The 16284-nt window shown below is 65.5% G+C and carries 15 protein-coding genes; all 15 read right to left on the bottom strand.

From position 1 onward, the window contains the following. Positions 1-12: 12 nt before the first annotated feature. The 15 genes from PI990_RS11385 to pseG all read right to left on the bottom strand — a co-directional run bounded on the left by PI990_RS11385 (position 13) and on the right by pseG (position 16283). Positions 13-312 carry a flagellar protein FliT gene (locus tag PI990_RS11385; RefSeq protein ID WP_184488937.1) on the bottom strand — a complete coding sequence of 100 codons (300 nt, stop codon included), beginning with the start codon at positions 310-312 and terminating at the stop codon, positions 13-15. 13 nt (positions 313-325) lie between these two features. After that, positions 326-706, bottom strand: coding sequence for a flagellar export chaperone FliS (gene fliS / locus PI990_RS11380; protein WP_263402044.1), 381 nt, complete (start codon positions 704-706; stop codon positions 326-328). 127 nt (positions 707-833) lie between these two features. Next, entirely contained in the window at positions 834-2285 is a 1452-nt protein-coding gene (gene fliD / locus PI990_RS11375) for a flagellar filament capping protein FliD (RefSeq protein WP_271660672.1), read from the bottom strand. Between the two features lie 79 nt (positions 2286-2364). Beyond that, positions 2365-2742 carry a flagellar protein FlaG gene (locus PI990_RS11370; protein ID WP_271660671.1) on the bottom strand — a complete coding sequence of 126 codons (378 nt, stop codon included), beginning with the start codon at positions 2740-2742 and terminating at the stop codon, positions 2365-2367. Positions 2743-2819: 77 nt separating this feature from the next. Further along, on the bottom strand, positions 2820-4286 hold the full coding sequence (locus PI990_RS11365; RefSeq protein WP_271660670.1) for a flagellin: 1467 nt from the start codon (positions 4284-4286) through the stop codon (positions 2820-2822). A gap of 248 nt (positions 4287-4534) precedes the next feature. Then, a complete protein-coding gene (locus PI990_RS11360; protein WP_271660669.1) occupies positions 4535-8467 on the bottom strand; it encodes a glycosyltransferase in 3933 nt (1310 codons plus the stop codon). Positions 8468-8472: 5 nt separating this feature from the next. Beyond that, the gene (locus tag PI990_RS11355) at positions 8473-8985 is read right to left on the bottom strand and encodes a hypothetical protein (protein WP_271660668.1); all 513 of its coding nucleotides are present in this window, start codon (positions 8983-8985) and stop codon (positions 8473-8475) included. A gap of 129 nt (positions 8986-9114) precedes the next feature. After that, a complete protein-coding gene (locus PI990_RS11350; protein WP_263402038.1) occupies positions 9115-9885 on the bottom strand; it encodes a phytanoyl-CoA dioxygenase family protein in 771 nt (256 codons plus the stop codon). Next, positions 9878-10888 carry a class I SAM-dependent methyltransferase gene (locus PI990_RS11345; RefSeq protein WP_263402037.1) on the bottom strand — a complete coding sequence of 337 codons (1011 nt, stop codon included), beginning with the start codon at positions 10886-10888 and terminating at the stop codon, positions 9878-9880. Before PI990_RS11345 ends, PI990_RS11350 begins: the two co-directional genes overlap by 8 nt. Positions 10889-10906: 18 nt before the next feature. After that, a complete protein-coding gene (locus tag PI990_RS11340) occupies positions 10907-12100 on the bottom strand; it encodes an N-acetyl sugar amidotransferase (RefSeq protein ID WP_271660667.1) in 1194 nt (397 codons plus the stop codon). A 9-nt stretch (positions 12101-12109) separates the two neighbouring features. Continuing rightward, positions 12110-12916, bottom strand: coding sequence for an imidazole glycerol phosphate synthase subunit HisF (gene hisF, locus PI990_RS11335; protein ID WP_271660666.1), 807 nt, complete (start codon positions 12914-12916; stop codon positions 12110-12112). Beyond that, positions 12913-13524: an imidazole glycerol phosphate synthase subunit HisH gene (hisH, locus tag PI990_RS11330; RefSeq protein WP_263402034.1), complete on the bottom strand. Its 612-nt coding sequence runs from the start codon at positions 13522-13524 to the stop codon at positions 12913-12915. The genes hisF and hisH overlap by 4 nt, the downstream gene beginning before the upstream one ends. Further along, positions 13521-14585, bottom strand: coding sequence for a pseudaminic acid synthase (gene pseI / locus PI990_RS11325; RefSeq protein WP_271660665.1), 1065 nt, complete (start codon positions 14583-14585; stop codon positions 13521-13523). Before pseI ends, hisH begins: the two co-directional genes overlap by 4 nt. Beyond that, positions 14582-15214 carry a formyltransferase family protein gene (locus PI990_RS11320; RefSeq protein ID WP_271660664.1) on the bottom strand — a complete coding sequence of 211 codons (633 nt, stop codon included), beginning with the start codon at positions 15212-15214 and terminating at the stop codon, positions 14582-14584. Before PI990_RS11320 ends, pseI begins: the two co-directional genes overlap by 4 nt. Continuing rightward, complete coding sequence (gene pseG, locus PI990_RS11315; protein WP_271660663.1) at positions 15204-16283, bottom strand: UDP-2,4-diacetamido-2,4,6-trideoxy-beta-L-altropyranose hydrolase; 1080 nt, start codon at positions 16281-16283, stop codon at positions 15204-15206. Before pseG ends, PI990_RS11320 begins: the two co-directional genes overlap by 11 nt. Position 16284 lies beyond the last annotated feature (1 nt).

Raw genomic sequence — 16284 nt, 5'->3', positions numbered from 1 at the left:
ATCGGGGTGCCATCAACCGAACAGCTGATAGACCTTGGCACCCTGGTTGGAGCGGACGAGATTACTGAGCTCGCTGGCCACCTGGTCGCGCTGCTGGGCGCAGGATTCGGTCAGGCGACGGTAGACGTCGATCAGGGCCTCCAGTTGCGTGCGCAGGCCCTCCTCGATGTCGGCGCAATCGAGCATGGCGACGTTCACCTGATCGCGGCATTGGCGGTCGAGCTGGCTCACGCTCTCCCAGTCCTGGCTCTCGAATGCGGAGACCAGGGCCAGGCGGGTTTCTTCGATCTGCTTGAGCATGATGTGGCTCATGTTGCTCTCCTACTCAGGGCGCAATGGCATCCCAGCCGGACTTCACTTCACGCAACAGGCCGGCCACTTCGGTGAGCACTGCAGGGTCGTTGGCTTTGTTGGCGTGGATAAGGCGCGCGATCATGTATTCGTAGAGGCGGTCGAGGTTGGACGCGACTTCGCCACCGCGGGACGGGTCCAGCGCCTCGCGAAGGCCGCCGATGATACCGATGGATTTGCTGATCAGCTCGCCTTTCAGCGAACCCTGCTCGCGCATCATCGCACCCTGGGCCTGCGCCATGCGTTCGAGGCCGCCTTCCATCAGCATCTGGATCAAACGATGCGGGCTGGCGTCAGACACCTGAGCCTGCACGTTCACCTGCTGATACTGCTTCATGGCCAACATCGCTCTCATTTCGCAACTCCTCGTGAACCGGTGTTTCTTCGATATCCATAATATCGGCTGGTTTCACGGGAGCTTTAAGCCTCCTGCTGAGCATTTTTCGTCATTAAGACGCGAGCTGACCAAACTTCAGGTTCGGTCAGTTCTTCTTGGTCAGGCCAGGCAGGGCGTCGAGCTGCGAAGTGAGGCTGTCACTGGTGCCCTGCATCTGCGCCAGCAGGGTGTCCAGGGTGGTGAACTGCTTGTAGAGGCGGGTCTGCAGAGACTTCATGCGCAGGTCGAGGGATTCCTGCTGCTTGTCGACGCTCTTGATGGTGTCGCGCAGCACCTTGCTGCGTTGCTCGATCACACCGGCCGAGTCGGTATAGGGCTTGGCGCTGGCGGTCATGCGGTTGGCCAGGCCGTTATCGCCGGTGAAGAAATCGGAGATGCCCTGGTAATCGGTGGCGATGGCCTTGTCCAGCTTGGCGGCATTCAGGTCCAGGGTACCGTCCTGCTTGGTGGTGATACCCAGGCTGGCCAGCGCCTTGACCGACCCATCACCACTGGGGGTGACCAGCTCGCTGCGCATGGAAGACAAGAGTGCGCGCGCAGTGGAGTCGCCCGCCAGTGCGGCGACGACCGGGTCGCTGCCCTCGACGGGGGTGACCTTGGTCAGCGAACTGATGGTGCTGACCATCTTGTTGTACGCGGTGACGAAGTTCTGCACGTTGGTCTTGACCGCACTGCTGTTCTGCCCGACGGTCAGCGTCAGCGGCTTGTTGGCCTCGGTCTCGGCGGTCAGATTCAGGGTGATGCCATCGATCGCGGTGGTGACGGTGTTGGAGTCACTCACCACATTCAGACCGTCCACGGTCAGTTTGGCGCTCTGGGCGGTGGACAGGGTCTTGCCGGCCTTGGCGACTGCGGCGTCGTACTCGGCAGTCGAGCCGAAGTCGGAGGGATTCAGGGTAGGACCGGGGAAGTTCAGCTTGCTCAGGTCGGTATTGCTGCCCGAGGTGCTGGTGCCGGTCATGGTGATGTCTTTGCCGTCACCCATCTTGCTGCTGCTCAGCACCAGGCGCGAACCCTGGCTGTCAGTCACGATGGTGGCGCTGATGCCCTTCTCCGCGCCCTGCTTGTTGATGGCGTCACGGATACCGGAGAGGGTGTTATTGGTGCTGTCGACGGCGATGGTCAGCGCCTTGTCACCCCCAACCTTGATATCCAGCGAGCCTTCGTTGAAGGCCGTGGTGGCGCCGGTGTCGAAGGCGGCGGAAGCGATCTTGCTGCCCGCGGCCAGCTGGGTGACGTTGATCTTGTAGCTGCCGGAAACCGCGCTCGCGGTCGCGGTGGCGTTCAGCGCGGCGGTGTTGGACGAGGTTGCGGTCCGCGCCAGAAAACTGGTGGGGCTGTTGAGCAACGCCATGGCGCTCTGGAATTCACTGACGGCGCTCTTGAGGGAGCCGAGGGCGGTGAGCTTGGTCGTGGATTTCGTCTCGAGGTTATCGAGCTGCGTCTGCTTGGGCGCACGGGCGTTGGCCACCAGCGCTTTTACAGTGGCATCGATATCGATGAGTCCAGATCCAACAGTACCGATGGTGGTAGCCATCTCACACCTCCGTCAAAAAAACGTCCCGAGTTCCCTTCCAGGAACGATCATGAGATTGGTACTCAAGAAACGTACCAACTCAAGCCTTGGCCTCGAACATCAGACTGCGGATGTCTTCCAGCCGTTCAGCGAGCTTTAGCAATTCCTCGGAGGGGATCTGCCGGATCAGCTTGCCCGAATCGGTATCGATGACCTTCACCACGACTTCGCCGCTGGAATCGTCAACGTTGAAATCCAGGCCGCGCTTGACGGTCTGGACGAAAGACTGGATATCAGCGACAGCCGATTCCAGGTTGCCCCCCTGTGCCTGGGACTGGGCGTCTGCATCGGCGCTGCTGACCGCAGGGCTGGCGGGCGCTGCCTTCCTGGCGGCCTCCTGGCCGGGCGTTACGCTGGCGACGGGGTCCTTGGCCAACCTGGGCAGGGCACCGACCGACGTAATGTTCGAGATATCCATTTTTCATACCTCACAATGGCCAAATGGGAGGAAGGGTCATCCCCTTCCCCCCATTGTTGCTGGGCGCTCTTCCTGCGTTATTGCAGCAGGCTGAGAACCGACTGCGGCAGCTGGTTCGCTTGGGCCAGGATCGCAGTACCGGCCTGTTGCAGAACCTGGTTCTTGGACAGTTTCGCAGTTTCAGCTGCGAAGTCGGTGTCCTTGATCCGGCTACGGGCAGCGTCGGCGTTCTCGGAGATGTTCTGCAGGTTGGCTACGGTGTTATCGAAGCGGTTCTGCACAGCACCGAGGTCGGCACGCTGGGAGTCGATCGCTGCCAGGGCGCTATCGACCACTGCCAGGGCGCGCTGGGCACCGTCGGCGGTGGAGATGTCGACGTTGGCGACGGTGTTCAGGGTCGACGAGTTGGCACCGAACACGGTGGCGGTATCGCCGGTCACTGCGAAGGACACCGGGGAGTCCAGCTGCACGTAACCGAAGGCCTTGCCGCCGCCTGCTGCCGACACGTCTGCGCTAGCGCCGTAGGTGCCGTCGTTACCTTGAACCTTGACGTCGATGGTGCCAGCAGCACTACCAGCCTTGGCGCCGAACTCGATCGTTTCACCCGTTGCCGAAGTGATGGTGACCTTGTCGTTCTTCGAGTCGTAGTTGGCGGTGAGGCCAAGCTTACCGGCGTTGGAGTTGATCTGGTTGGCGAAGTCTTCGTTGGAGGTCACACCGACCATCTGCACGGTGTTGGAACCAACGGTCATGTTGAAGGTGGCGGCACCGGAGGTGAAGTTCACATCGGCCTCGATCACGGTACGGGCGGTGGCGGTCATGCCAGCGATCGAACCGTCGAACTTCTGGGCGATGCTCTTCGCGCTGTCGGTCGCAGCGATGGCCACGTCCTTGGTCTGGCCGTTGCCGACCACGGTGATGGTGCCGGAGCCGAACGCGCCACCGCTACCTGCAACCACGCTACCTGCAACGGTGGTACCGGATGCCGAGGCACCGGCCGCGGAAGTGGAAGCACCGCCACCGACCTGGTAGGAACCCAGCTTGGAGGAGGACGCATCCTTCAGGGTCACGTCGATGGTCTGGTAGGCATCGGAACCGACCTGGAAGCTGGTGGTACCGAAGGTGCCGTCCAGCAGCTTGCGACCACCGAAGGTGGTGGTTTCAGCGATACGGGACAGTTCGGCCTGCTGCGCGGTCACTTCTTTCTGCAGGGCGGCGCGGTCGGCGTCGCTGTTCGAGCCGCTGGCTGCCTGGATGGACAGGTCGCGGATACGCTGCAGGATGTTGGTGGACTGCTGCAGTGCACCTTCAGCGGTCTGCGCCAGGGAGATACCGTCGTTGGCGTTGCGGGTCGCCTGGTTCAGGCCGCTGATCTGGTTGGTCAGACGGTTGGAGATCTGCAGGCCGGCGGCATCGTCCTTGGCGCTGTTGATACGGCTACCAGTGGAGAGACGCTGCAGCGAGGTATTCAGCGAGTTGGACGATGCGTTCAGGTTGCGCTGAGTGTTGAGCGAAGCAATGTTGGTATTGACTGTAAGTGCCATTTGGCGTCTCCCGAAGTACCTAGTATTTACCTGAGCTTTGCGACCTTCAGGACCTGCTGCTCAGGTGCCCCTAGAATTCGCATTCGAACTGTTTATCGGCGCTTGCCGGTGGAGCTTTAGGAGAAATTTGAAATTTTTTCTCTTTGGGCTTGCCGAGCAGCCGCGAACAGTGTTCGTACCAGTGTTATCGGCAGGCATAGCGAAGGTTTAGCCTTTTGCCACGCCGTTCGTCGGTGAGCGCCAAACGGTCAATCCGGCAACCAGGCGGCGCGCCAGCGCACCAGGTTCTCCCCGTCCAGCATCCAGTTCCCCAGCACCTGGGCACGCAAGGTGTCGCCGGCGGTGGCGGAGGCCTTGAGGTCGCTCAAATGCATGCGGATGGCGTCCACCCAATCCTTGAAACGGTTCTTCACCCGCGTCGCCGTGAGGTCGCCGCGGTAGCAGAGCACGTCGCTGCAAATCACCGGGAAGCCACAGGCGCCGTATTCCAGCAGGCGCAGGTTGCTCTTGCAGTCGTTGAACAAGTTCTGCTCCAGCGGCGCCAGGGCCAGGTCGAGGTCCAGGCTGGCCAGCTTGGCCGGATACAGCTCGATCGGCACGCCGATATGGAACTCGTGCACGTAGGGCCGGAGTTTCTCCGGGCACATGCCGAAGAACACCCACTCCACCTCCCCCGCCAGCTCGCGGACCACATCGGCGATCAGCTCCAGGTCACCCTGGTGGCTGCTGCCGCCCGCCCAGCCCACCCGGGGCTTGCTGCCACGGCGGCGCCGGCTGCGCAGATTGCCCCACCAGGGCAACGGCAGGCAGTTCGGCACCACGCGGATATCGCTGTGCAGGTCGGCGAAGGCCTCGGCCAGCGGCGCAGTGGAAACGACGAAGCGATCGGTGAGCGCCACCGCCTGGCGCAACGACTTGAGCACGTCGCGCGGCATGGTTTCCCGGTGCGCGCTCTTGAGCGGCAGGTTGGGCAGGTAGTCATCCAGTTCATAGACGCGGAATGCCCCGGACAGCGCCTTCACTTCGCGCATGCCCTCGATCTGCGGGTCCATGATCTGCCGCTGGAACACCACCGTCTGTGCACCGAAGCGCTCCAGCTCCACGGGGGTCAGGTGGGTGCCGCTGAACGTGCCCTCCACCAGGCCCGCCTCGCGCAGCGCCTCCAGTGGCTGGCGAATCCGGTAGTGGCCGCAGCCGGTGGCGTCCGCCGGGTAGCAGAGCACCTGGGGCAGCAGCGGATGACGCACGCGCCGCGTGCCGTATTCGAAACCGAAGCCATGGCCGGACAGGGACAGGTTGGCGTTATAGGCCGGGTCGCGGGCCAGCACCGGCAGCCAGCGCTGCAGCATCTGCTCGCGCTCGGCCTTGAACGCCGCCTGGCGCGCCAGGGCGCCATCGATGGCCAGCACCGGCAGGTCGATGCCGTCGCGCATCACCACGCAGTCTGGCGTCCACACGTTGAGCAGCCCGGACGCGCGGATGCGCAGGCACAGGTCGACATCACCATAGAAGGCACCGAGGCGCTCCGCATCCATGCCGTCCACCGCGATGAACGCCTCGCGCCGCACCATCATGCACGCCGAGCCCACCGCGCTGTAGTTCTGGGGAACCTGCAAACGATTCATATAGCCGGCGGCATCGCCCGGTTCACCGACGAAGGTGCGCCCCGCCACCTCGTGCAGGCCGAGGATGATCCCCGCCTGCTCGATGCAGCCCGTGGCGTCCAGCACCTTGGCGCCGACCACCCCCACTTCCGGGCGCAGCGCGTGGTTGAGCAGTTGCTCCAGCCAGTCCTCGTGCACGATGCGCACGTCATGGCTGAGCAGCAGCAGGTAGTCGGATTCCACCGACATCGCCACCGCGTTGACCATCGCCGAATAATTCAGCTCGCCAGCGAAGCGCCAGACCTTGACCTGCTCGCTGTCCAGCGCCTCGACGCCATCCAGCCACTGGCGGGTCGCCGGCTCCTGGCTCTCGCAATCCACCAGCAGCAGCTCGTAATGGCCGTAGCGGGTCTTCTCCAGCAGGCTGTCCACGCAGCGCTGCAACAGCGGCAGATGGTCACGCACCGCCACGACTATGGAGACCTTCGGCCCGACCTCATGGCCGTAATCGATGCGGTAGCGCCCCGGCAGGAAGCTCTCCACCCGCGCCTGGTAACCGCGCTGCTCGAGGTGGCGCTCGATGGCCACCTGCTCCACCGGGTTGGCACGCAACTGCGGTACCCGGCTGGTGAGCAGCACCTCGTCGACATGCTCCAGGCCCACCAGGCCGTCCCGCTCCACCAGGCGCAGGATGAATTCCAGCTCCATGGCATCGGCGAAGATCGGGTCGAAACCGCCCTCGGCCTGGAATACGTCGGCACGGATGAACCAGTAGCGGCACAGGCTGAGGGGGAAGCTGAGCAGCAGGTCGAGGTTGAAGTCAGGCTTGAAGCAGGCCCCGCGCGCACCCAGCTCGGTCAGCTGGAACTCATCGGCATAGAGCGCTCGGCATTGCGGGTCGGAGGCGACCCTCTGGGCGATGGCGAGCAGGCCGGTGGAGGTGAACGCCACTCCGGCATCCACCACCAGTATCCAGTCCAGGTCCGCGCCCGCCACCAGTTCGTTGATCGCCTCGACATGGCTGCCGTCCTGCACCAGCCGGGCGGGGATGTTCGCCTCACCGACGACTTCGGCATTGGCACTCACCAGCATCGGCACGAGCTCCGGGTAGCGGCTTTGCGCAAGGCTGCCCACGGTGGTGATCACATCGTCAAGGCTGCCCTGGCGGTCCAGCACCAGGACGCCCAGCTGCGGTGCCCGGGGACTGTGAGCGGCGAGGTGGTCGAGGATGATCCTCAGCGCATTGCCGGTCGGCGCAGCGGATTCCAGCCAGTCCATCAACTGATCGCTGGCCTGTAGGCGGCGCGGCGTGCGCAACGCCAACTGCGACATGAACGCCGCGATGGCCGCGGTGGAACCCCGAGGCAACTGCTCGATGCAGGCATTGGCCCGCTCGAGCATGCGCTGCCGGTGCTCCGTGTCGTCCAGCAGTCGGCGGATGGCGGGCGCCAGCTCATCGCCGTCCACCGTGTCCACGCCCTGCCCCGGCACCAGGCCGGGGCCATAGAAGAAGCCGGTCTCGGTCATCAGGTTGAGTGCCGGCGTACCCACCAGCATCGCCTCCACCTGCAGGCCGGAATCCACCGCCACCAGCACGTCTGCCGACAGCAGGAACGGCAGCGGGGCGCCATCGGCGTACCGGTAGTCAGCGGCCGTGAGGCCGTACTCGGCAGCCAGCACGGCCACCTGCTCGGCGCCGAAACGGCCCTGGGGCCTGCGCCCCTTGATCACCACCTGCACGCCCTTGCCCAGGGTGCCGATCGCACCGAGGTAGGCACGCAGCACCTGCTCATCGATGTTCAGCTCAGGCGGCAGCGCATGCTCGGCCAGCAGGGTGGTGCCCAGCACGACGATGGGCAGGGACGGGTCCAGGCCCATCTCCGCGCACAGCGCTTCACGGCTGGCCTGGCGTTCGCCACGCACGGCGAAGAGGTCGTCGAACTGCGGCAGGCCCATCACCTGCAGGCGCTCGGTGTCGTAGCCGGCGTCGCCGTACAGGCGGCGGCTGTCTTCGCTCCACACCACCATCCGGTCGGCGTTCTGCTGGTCGTGGACGGTGTAGGGGTAGCACAGGGTCGGGTTGTGCTCGACGTGCAGGCTGGGGATGCCCCGCGCCTTGCCCCAGGCCACCAGGGTCTTGGAGCCGAACATCCAGTCTTCGTTGACGGCGATCAGCTCGATCTCATACAGGGTCGCCAGGCGGTCCAGCGCGTCCACCAGGGCGAAGGACACCGGCAGCGTGCGGGTGGCGACGTCCTGCAGGGTGCGCACCCAGTCCTCCCAGGTCAGGCCGGCGGCCTCGAGCTGCGGCTGGATGCCCTGGCGCACGGTATCGCTGAAGGGCAACGCGGCCCGTTCGTCGAAGGTCTCGGTGGTGGCGGTGACCATGCTTTCCAGCAATGAGTCGATGAGCACCACGTCGCTGCCGTGGCGTTCCAGCATGCTTTCGAATTCGGGGGTGACGCAGCCCTGGAAGGTCAGGACGGTACGGGGACCGTAGTCGGCCAGGTATTGCTCCAGCAACGGAACGTTCTTGGTCCAGAGCTGGGTAATGATCGCGCGCAAGGGCTGGGACATGGGTATCACTCGTCCGTGAAGGCGTGGAACAGCGAATCGAGAATGCGCGGGAAGGCCGGGTAATCCAGCACGCCCTGCAGTTCTACGCCGCGATACAGGTAGGCAGCGCGAACCTCCGGCTGCTGCTGCCAGGCGAGCAGGCACTCCAGCGCCACGAAGTCGGTGTGGTACTTGCGGTGCCAGCGCGTGAAGTGCGCCCAGTGCTCCGCCCCGAGCAACGTCTCGAGGTCGGGCAACTCGGCCAGCGGCGTGGGCCGGGGCCCCTCGCGGAAGAACCAGAGGATGAACAGGAAGAAGCGGTTGCGCGGCCGTGCCAGGTGCGGTTGCAGTTGCTGCGCCAGGGCCTCGCTGTCGAGGGCCGGGCCACTGGGCAGGGACTCGAGGAACGTCAGGAAATCACCGAACGCCGCATCGCTTTCGCGGTAGCCCAGCCAGCGCTGCCAGAGCAGGGGCCAGTAGCCGCACGGCTGCTCGGGGTCGAACCCGCTGAAGCCTGTGGGCAGCAACTTGCGCCACACGGGCTTGCCTTGCATCGAGGAGGGGAGCACGAGTCCGACCATAACCTACCTGTCTGGAAGCGGTTCAGGCGGCCCGGCGGGCGGCCCGACCTGAACGGAAAATTGACGTATCCCGCGCTGCAGCAAGATTCACACCAGCAAGTTGACACCTGCCTGGCGCGCAAGGCTCTGCAGCGCGGCCGGATAGCTGAAGCCATCCATGAAAAGGTAGCCCGGCCGGCCACGGATGAAGTCGATGTAGCGCCGCGCGTGATCGTTGTTACGCGACGCCATGAAGAACACCGCGTACTTTTCCTGGCCCTCGGGCACCGGCTGCACCGGCCAGCAGGCCTTGTGATCGAGGCGGGTGTTGAAGATGACCATGTCCCCCGCCTCGCTCAGCACGCGCAGGCCCTTCTGGCTCTCCTCGTACCAGCGCATGTCCACCCGGTGGGACCCGGGGATCACCTCCAGGCCGCCACCGTGCTCGGGCGTATTGGCCTGGAGATAGAAGGCGATCTGCACAATGTCGCAGTCCGGCTCCCAATGGAATCGATGCCCGGCCTTCTGCTGGGAGTCGGTGTCCTTATGCCAGGTTCCATAGCCCTTGCGGTGCAACGCGGTCTCCGGCAGGACCACGAAGTCCTCGCCCAGGAGGATCTTCAGCACGGCGAGGATCTCGCTGTCGAAGATCGCCTTCCACACCGAGGGATAGCGGTTGAACACGTCGATGCGGATGTCGCCCAGGCCGGGGTTGTCGTAGATGTCACCGGCATAGCGCGGCTCCCGCTCGAACAGCACCGCCAGCTCCTTGCGCAGCCGCTGCGCCACCTCAGGCGACAGCAGCTGCTTGATCAGGGCGAAGCCGTTGTCCTGGTAGGTCTGGCGCAGGGCGCGGGCGAACTCCTCGTAGTCAGACATCGGCAGCGCCCGGCTTGCGGGCCATCACCCACATGTGGGAGGACATGCCGGCATCGGCGATGAAGCGCTGGAAGGCAGCGCCCAGCTCGTCCCAGCGCTCGAACAGCACCTCATGGAGGAAGGGCTCGAGCTGCCCCTCGCGTCCCTGGGCGGCAATGCCCTTGCGCACCAGCTCGGCGTCCAGCTTGCCGGGGGTGATGCACTTCAGCGTGGCCAGGCCGTGGCGCTCCAGCAGCAGGGGCAGCGAACGGGTATTGAAGTAGTTGAGGTGCTCGTGATCGACGCAGGGGCTGTCGGGGCCGAGTTGCTGCACATCGAAGCCGGCGCCGTTGGGGCAGGTGAGGATTAGCACCCCGCCCGGGCGCAGCAGGCATTCCAGGCTGGCCACCACCTGGCCGGGGTCGAACAGGTGCTCGATGACCTCGAAAGCGACGATCAGGTCGAAGCGGCGGTCGGTCGTAGCGGCGAAATCCTCGACCCGCGACTCCACCACCTCGAAGCCCTGCTCGCGGCAGATGCCCGCCAGGTCGGGCGTGGGCTCGATGCCGACGATGTGCCGCCACAACCCGCGCTGCTGCATCTCGCTGCAGAAGGAGCCGTAGCCGGCGCCGATCTCCAGCATCTCGCCGAACGGCAGGCCGACTTCATGGCACAGCTCCAGCACCCGCTCCACGCGCGGCACGATCACCGACTGGTGGCGTGCGGCGGCGGACGCCGGGTAGATGTGCCGCGCCCAATAGGCGTAGTTCTCGCTGCTGCGGTAGAAGTCGCCGAGCAGCGCCTCCCCCGGTCGCGGGTTGACGTAGAAGGTGGTGCAGGCCTGGCAGTCCTGGTAGCGGAAGCCATTCTTCTCGAACTTGAAGCGTGCCTCGCGGGAACCGCACGCCGGGCAGGCCGCCTCGACGAACTCGTCGTTGCGCGCCAGCAGCATGGCGATGTCGCGCAGCAGGGCCACGCGCTGCCCCGCCTGCAGGCGGGAAGGTCGGATGTCGTCTTCTTTCATGTCCCCTCCTCCCGTTGCTCAGTTGGCCCGGCGGTATTTCTGCTGCTGGTCTTCCGGCAGGTGCACCGGCCCGTAGGCGCTGGCTTCGCCCCAGATATTGTCCTTCCACCACTGGCCGTCCTCGATCCACCAGACGCGCGGCGAGCGGAAGGTATCGGCCACTTCCCAGAACTCGCGCTCGGTCAGGCCCACGTAGTCCAGCCAGTGCTGCAGGTCGCTGGACACCACGTGGTCCATCTTGCGCACGATCTCCACGCCCTCCTCGCGGGTCATGTAGCCGGCGCGGATGTCCTTGGAGGCATGGTCGGAGGCCCGGCCGTAGCCGAACTTGATGAACTTGAGCAGGTCGTGCACGCCGTTCTCGTAGCGGTCGTCCAGGTTCGACATCTGCCGGTAGGTGCGCTCGAAGGGCTTGTCCGCCATCTTCCAGCCGTAGTTCTCCTGCACCAGGCGCGTGTGCTGGTTGGCGTCCCAGGGGAAGAAGTTGCCGATGTAGATGCCACGTACCTTGGATTTGAGAATCTCCGCATCGCCCGGGTAGCGCGCCCAGAGCAGGTCCTTCTCGCGCAGCGGCTCGGCCGGGTCGTCGAGCATGTCGTGCCACTCGAAGCCACGCAGGGCGTGCTCATGGCGGACCCGCGCACTGAATTCGACGTAGTCGTCCGGGTCGAACATCCCGGAGATGTCCCAGGCGGTCTCGCCCCAGATGATCAGCGGAATGTCGAACTTCACCGCGATCTGGATGGGGTAGGTCATGATCCCGCAGTGGGCGTGCCAGTTCATGTCGCCCATCTTGCGGAAACACAGGCGGTTGAGGCGCTTGAGCACCTCGACGCTGGGGCCGAAGACCATGTGGTCGGCATCGAACACATGGCGCATGCGGTCGCGGTTATAGTCGCCCTCGGGCAGGTAGTTGTTGCCGTGGTAGGTCACCAGCAGCGGCTTGAGGCCGTACTGGGCGGCAATCACATGGGCCTGGTAGTAGCTGTCCTTGCCACCGCTGACGGGGATGATGCAGTCGTAGTTGTCGTTGCGCTTGCCGGCGCCGGTTTCCTCCAGCACCCGTTCGAAGCGCTTGCGGCGTTCGTCCCAGAAGCTGTCCGTCAGTTGGGCGAACTGCTCGGCCACCTGGCAGGCCGAACAGACCCCGTGCTCATCCAGCATCAGGTTGACGCTGGCCCTCGGGTACACGCAGCGGCTGCAATATTCCACGGAACTCTCCTAAAGACTCAGCAATTGCGGGCTGCGCACATTGAGCCCGCGATCGAATAGATACTGGCGCGCCAGATAGACGCTCTGGTCGGTGTAATGAAAGACGTTGGCGGCGGCCACGGCGTCCACCCCGGTCTGCTCCAGGGCCTGGGCCAGGTGCTCCCACTCGCCCACGCCACCCAGGGCGATCACCGGGATGCTCACCTGCTGGCAGACGATGTCCAGCAGTTGCAGATCGTACCCCTGGCGGGCGCCATCGCGTTCGATGGAGTTGATCATCACCTCGCCGGCGCCGCGCGCCTGCAACTCGCTCGCCCAGTCGGCGACGAAGCGCTCGGTGGGGCGCTTGCCGCCTTCGGCGAAGACCCGGTAGCCGCCCTCCTCCCGGGCCACGTCCACGGACACGACTATGCATTGGGAGCCGTACTCGCGGCTGGCCGCCTCGATCAGGCCGGGGTTATCCAGCGCGGCGGTGTTCAGCGTCACCTTGTCGGCACCGGTGGCCAGGCGCCGGGCGATATCGTCGAGGCTGCGGATGCGGCCACCCAGGGTGATGGGCATGAAGGAGGCCCGCGCCACCTCGGCGACGATGGCGTCGATGTCGCGCAGGTTGCCGCTGCCCAGGTCATCGCGGCCCATGTCGTAATGGTCGTCGCGGCTGATGTCGAGGTAGATCAGCTCGTCCGCCGCCCAGTCGCTCAGGCGCTTGACCGCCGCCGAGGGGTTGCCCAGCACCTGGTGGCGGGAGAAGCGCTTGCTCTGCACCAGTTGGCCGTTCTTCAACAGTAGGACGGGGATCAGGCGTTTCTTCTTCATGCCAGCTCCAGGAAGTTCTTCAGCAGCTGCGCACCGGCACGCTGGCTCTTCTCCGGGTGGAACTGCACGCCCAGCACGTTATCCCGGCCGATGACCGCAGCGAAGCGGCTGCCGTACTCCACCGTGGCGATGACGTCGCCAGGCTCCGCCGCCTGGAAGGCGTAGCTGTGCACGAAATAGAAGTCCGGCGTGCCTTCCAGCCCGGCCAGCAAGGGGTGCGGCCGCGCCTCGCGGATATCGTTCCAGCCCACGTGGGGCAGCGGCAGCCCGGGGGCCTCCAGGCGCTCCACCCGGCCGGGAATCCAGCCCAGCCCGGCGGTGGCACCGAATTCCATGCCCTCGTCACTGAGCACCTGCATGCCCACGCAGATGCCGAGGAAGGGCTTGCCCTGGGTGAACACCGCCTCGCGCACGGCCTCCATCGGCAGGCTGCCCTGGATGCGCGCCATGGCCGCGCCATAGGCACCCACGCCGGGCAGCACCAGGTGAGTGGCATCGGCGATGGCCGCCGGGTCGTTGGACACCTGGGTCTCCGCCAGGGTGGCGAACAGGTTGGCGACCGAACGCACGTTGCCCGAGCCGTAGTCGAGGATGCACACCCGACTCATCGATCGCCCCCGAGCAGGTGCCGCCATGCCAGGGCCTGGCCACGCTTGAGCGGCTCACTGGCGACACAGTTCAGCACCTCATCCAGGTGCTTGGGCGGTAGGCCGAAGCCGGGTCGGATGGCGCGCACGGTGTCGGGGGTGAACGGCTCGCCGGCGGCCATGTCGCGTACCACATAGAGGGAGCGACGGAATACCAGCGACTTGCGCTCGGCCGGCGTCGGCCCGAAGTGAACCTGGCCGAGGGCCTGCCAGGCCCGCTCGGTCTCGGCCACCAGCGACGCCAGCTCGGCCGGCTCGAGGGAGAAGGTCGAATCCACACCACCGTCGGCGCGGCTCAGGGTGAAGTGTTTTTCCACGAGGCGGGCCCCCAGGGCCACCGCCGCCACCGAGGCGCCGACACCCAGGGTGTGGTCGCTCAGGCCGATCTCGCAGCCGAACAGCTCGCGCATGTGCGGGATGCTGCGCAGGTTGGTGTTGCTCGGGCTGGCCGGGTAGGTGCTGGTGCACTTGAGCAGGATCAGCTGCTGGCAACCCGCGCCCCGCGCCGCCTCGACGCAATCCTGGATTTCCGCCAGGGAGGCCATGCCGGTGGAGATGATCAACGGCTTGCCGGTGGCCGCCACGCGGCGGATCAGGGGCAGGTCGGTGTTTTCGAAGCTGGCGATCTTGTACGCCGGCACACCGAGGGACTCGAGGAAGTCCACCGACGAAGCGTCGAACGGGGTGGAGAAGGCCTCCAGCCCACGTTCCCGGGCGCGCTGGAAGATCGGCTCGTGCCACTCCCAGGGCGTATAGGCCTCGCCATACAGGCGGTAGAGCGAGGTACCGGTCCAGGGGCTGTCGGGGTCGCCGATGTGGAAGTCGCCCTCGTCCAGGTCCAGGGTCATGGTGTCCGGGGTATAGGTCTGCAGCTTCAGGGCGTGGGCACCGGCGTCCGCGGCCGCGTCGACCAGCGCCAGCGCGCGTTCCAGGGACTGGTTGTGGTTGCCGCTCATCTCGGCAATGACGAACGGCGGATGACCTTCACCGATGTGACGCTTACCAATCATGAAAGAAGTCATTCCACCTCTCCTACCTTGCGCAGCACGATCTCGTAGCGATGACCGTGCAATTCGAAAAACGCCGGATAACGCTCAGGGTCGGCGACCCGTAACAGGTTGAACTGCTCCGCCAGCGGCTTGTGGGGGTCGATCCGGCTGTCTTCGGGCCGGCGCCGACGGTAATGGCTCGGCTCGCCTGCCTGGGGGCGTGCGGCACAGCTGTCGCAATGGGCCAGCGCCCACTCCATCAGCTCGAACTCGGCAGCGAACAGGCGGGCGTTGATCTCGTCGCACAGCTCGTGCCCATCCAGGGTGAACGCCAGCTGCTGCCAGATATCGCCGGAGTCGACCGGGTCGGCCGCATCCAGCAGGGTGACCGTGATCCGCCCTGCCCCTTCCAGTACCTGCCATACATGGGGGGACATGCCCCTCCCAGCCGGCAGGTCGCTGGCATGCAGCACCAGCGTGTGGCGATAACGCGCGCGCAAGGCCGGGCCTATCAGTTGCTGGCATGAAATCAGAAAGAGGAAATCGCCGCCCTCCAGGGTGCCCATGTCGCTGTGCAGGGTCGCCCCATGGGCATCACACCATTGGACGAGCCCCGGCAGGATGGGGTGTCGCGGGTCGGAACACAGGACATCAATGCGCATCGGCGCCTCCGGCTTCGAACATCATGCGGGCCACCCGCTCGGCACCGGCGCCATCGCACAGGGCCGCGGCACGGGTGCGCATGCCGTGCAGAACCCCGGTGTCGGCGAGCAGGTCAGCTGCGGCATCACGCCAGGCGCTGCCAGGCAGTGCATCGGCCATTCCCAGGTAGCGCTGGATGCCCGCTCGCTCGCCCGCCACCCCGATCGACACCTGGTTCTCACTGAAGGCGGCCACCACACCGGGCAAGCCCAGGCAGGCGCGCTCCCAGGTGACGGAACCACCCGCGCCCAGATAGAGATCGGCGTGCCACATGAGCGCCGCCATCTCCTGCGTGTCGACGTGCAGACGCAAGGCGGGCTCGACCGCCGCCAGCGCGCACAACTCGGCCAGTGCAGCCGAAGCCCCGCCCACCACCACGTCGATGGAAACCGGCAACGGCAGCAGCTCGCGCACGACGCCGGGCAACGCGCGGCTGCCCTCCCCGCCGCCGAAGAACAGCAACAGCCTGGGCTTGCCGTCTGCGGCTGGCCGGGGCTTGCGGCGATAGCGGGCGAACTCCGGACGCAACAGTGCGTAGCCAGGCCCGAACAGCCTGATGGCGGGCTCTTCTCCGCGCGATGGCGGATACGCCTCGGCCTCATCGGCCAGCAGGTTCTGGTCCAGCAGCGCATTGACGCAATGGCGGCGCTGGGGCAGGTCATCGATCGCCAGCAGGCGGGGTGCGAAGGTCTGGGCAGCGCGTTCCCACTGCATGCCCAGGCCGTAGTGATCAAGCACGACCCAGTCAAAACGCTGCCCTTCCAGCACCGTGCCCAGGTGGTCCAGGTCTTCCTTCTCCGGGATCGGCGCCTCGGCCAGGCCGCTGGTCTGTTCCCCGGCATAGGTGGCCGGCAGCTCGTGCAGTGGAAAATCCTCGGCTATCCGCGCGCCCAGGCCGCCGCACAGGGCACGGCTGGCGAAATGGCACTCCGCCCCGAGCTCACGCAGCGCCTTCGCCAACGTCAGACAACGCATCACGTGCCCATAACCCAGGCTGAGTGAGGCATCCGCGCGAAACAGCACGCGCATT

This window comes from Pseudomonas sp. TUM22785 (assembly GCF_028198105.1).
Taxonomy (GTDB): Bacteria; Pseudomonadota; Gammaproteobacteria; order Pseudomonadales; family Pseudomonadaceae; genus Metapseudomonas; species Metapseudomonas solani.
The sequence above is the reverse complement of the archived record's forward strand: the minus strand, read 5'-3'. Positions and strand labels throughout refer to the sequence as shown.

Bases quoted from the DNA above. Each gene is read 5' to 3' on its own strand.
- PI990_RS11370 (WP_271660671.1), bottom strand. From the start codon at position 2,742: ATGGATATCTCGAACATTACGTCGGTCGGTGCCCTGCCCAGGTTGGCC.
- PI990_RS11320 (WP_271660664.1), bottom strand. From the start codon at position 15,214: ATGCGCATTGATGTCCTGTGTTCCGACCCGCGACACCCCATCCTGCCG.
- PI990_RS11350 (WP_263402038.1), bottom strand. From the start codon at position 9,885: ATGTCTGACTACGAGGAGTTCGCCCGCGCCCTGCGCCAGACCTACCAG.
- hisF (WP_271660666.1), bottom strand. From the start codon at position 12,916: ATGAAGAAGAAACGCCTGATCCCCGTCCTACTGTTGAAGAACGGCCAA.
- fliS (WP_263402044.1), bottom strand. From the start codon at position 706: ATGAGAGCGATGTTGGCCATGAAGCAGTATCAGCAGGTGAACGTGCAG.
- fliD (WP_271660672.1), bottom strand. From the start codon at position 2,285: ATGGCTACCACCATCGGTACTGTTGGATCTGGACTCATCGATATCGAT.
- PI990_RS11385 (WP_184488937.1), bottom strand. From the start codon at position 312: ATGAGCCACATCATGCTCAAGCAGATCGAAGAAACCCGCCTGGCCCTG.
- PI990_RS11345 (WP_263402037.1), bottom strand. From the start codon at position 10,888: ATGAAAGAAGACGACATCCGACCTTCCCGCCTGCAGGCGGGGCAGCGC.
- pseG (WP_271660663.1), bottom strand. From the start codon at position 16,283: ATGCGCGTGCTGTTTCGCGCGGATGCCTCACTCAGCCTGGGTTATGGG.
- PI990_RS11360 (WP_271660669.1), bottom strand. From the start codon at position 8,467: ATGTCCCAGCCCTTGCGCGCGATCATTACCCAGCTCTGGACCAAGAAC.
- hisH (WP_263402034.1), bottom strand. From the start codon at position 13,524: ATGAGTCGGGTGTGCATCCTCGACTACGGCTCGGGCAACGTGCGTTCG.
- PI990_RS11365 (WP_271660670.1), bottom strand. From the start codon at position 4,286: ATGGCACTTACAGTCAATACCAACATTGCTTCGCTCAACACTCAGCGC.
- pseI (WP_271660665.1), bottom strand. From the start codon at position 14,585: ATGACTTCTTTCATGATTGGTAAGCGTCACATCGGTGAAGGTCATCCG.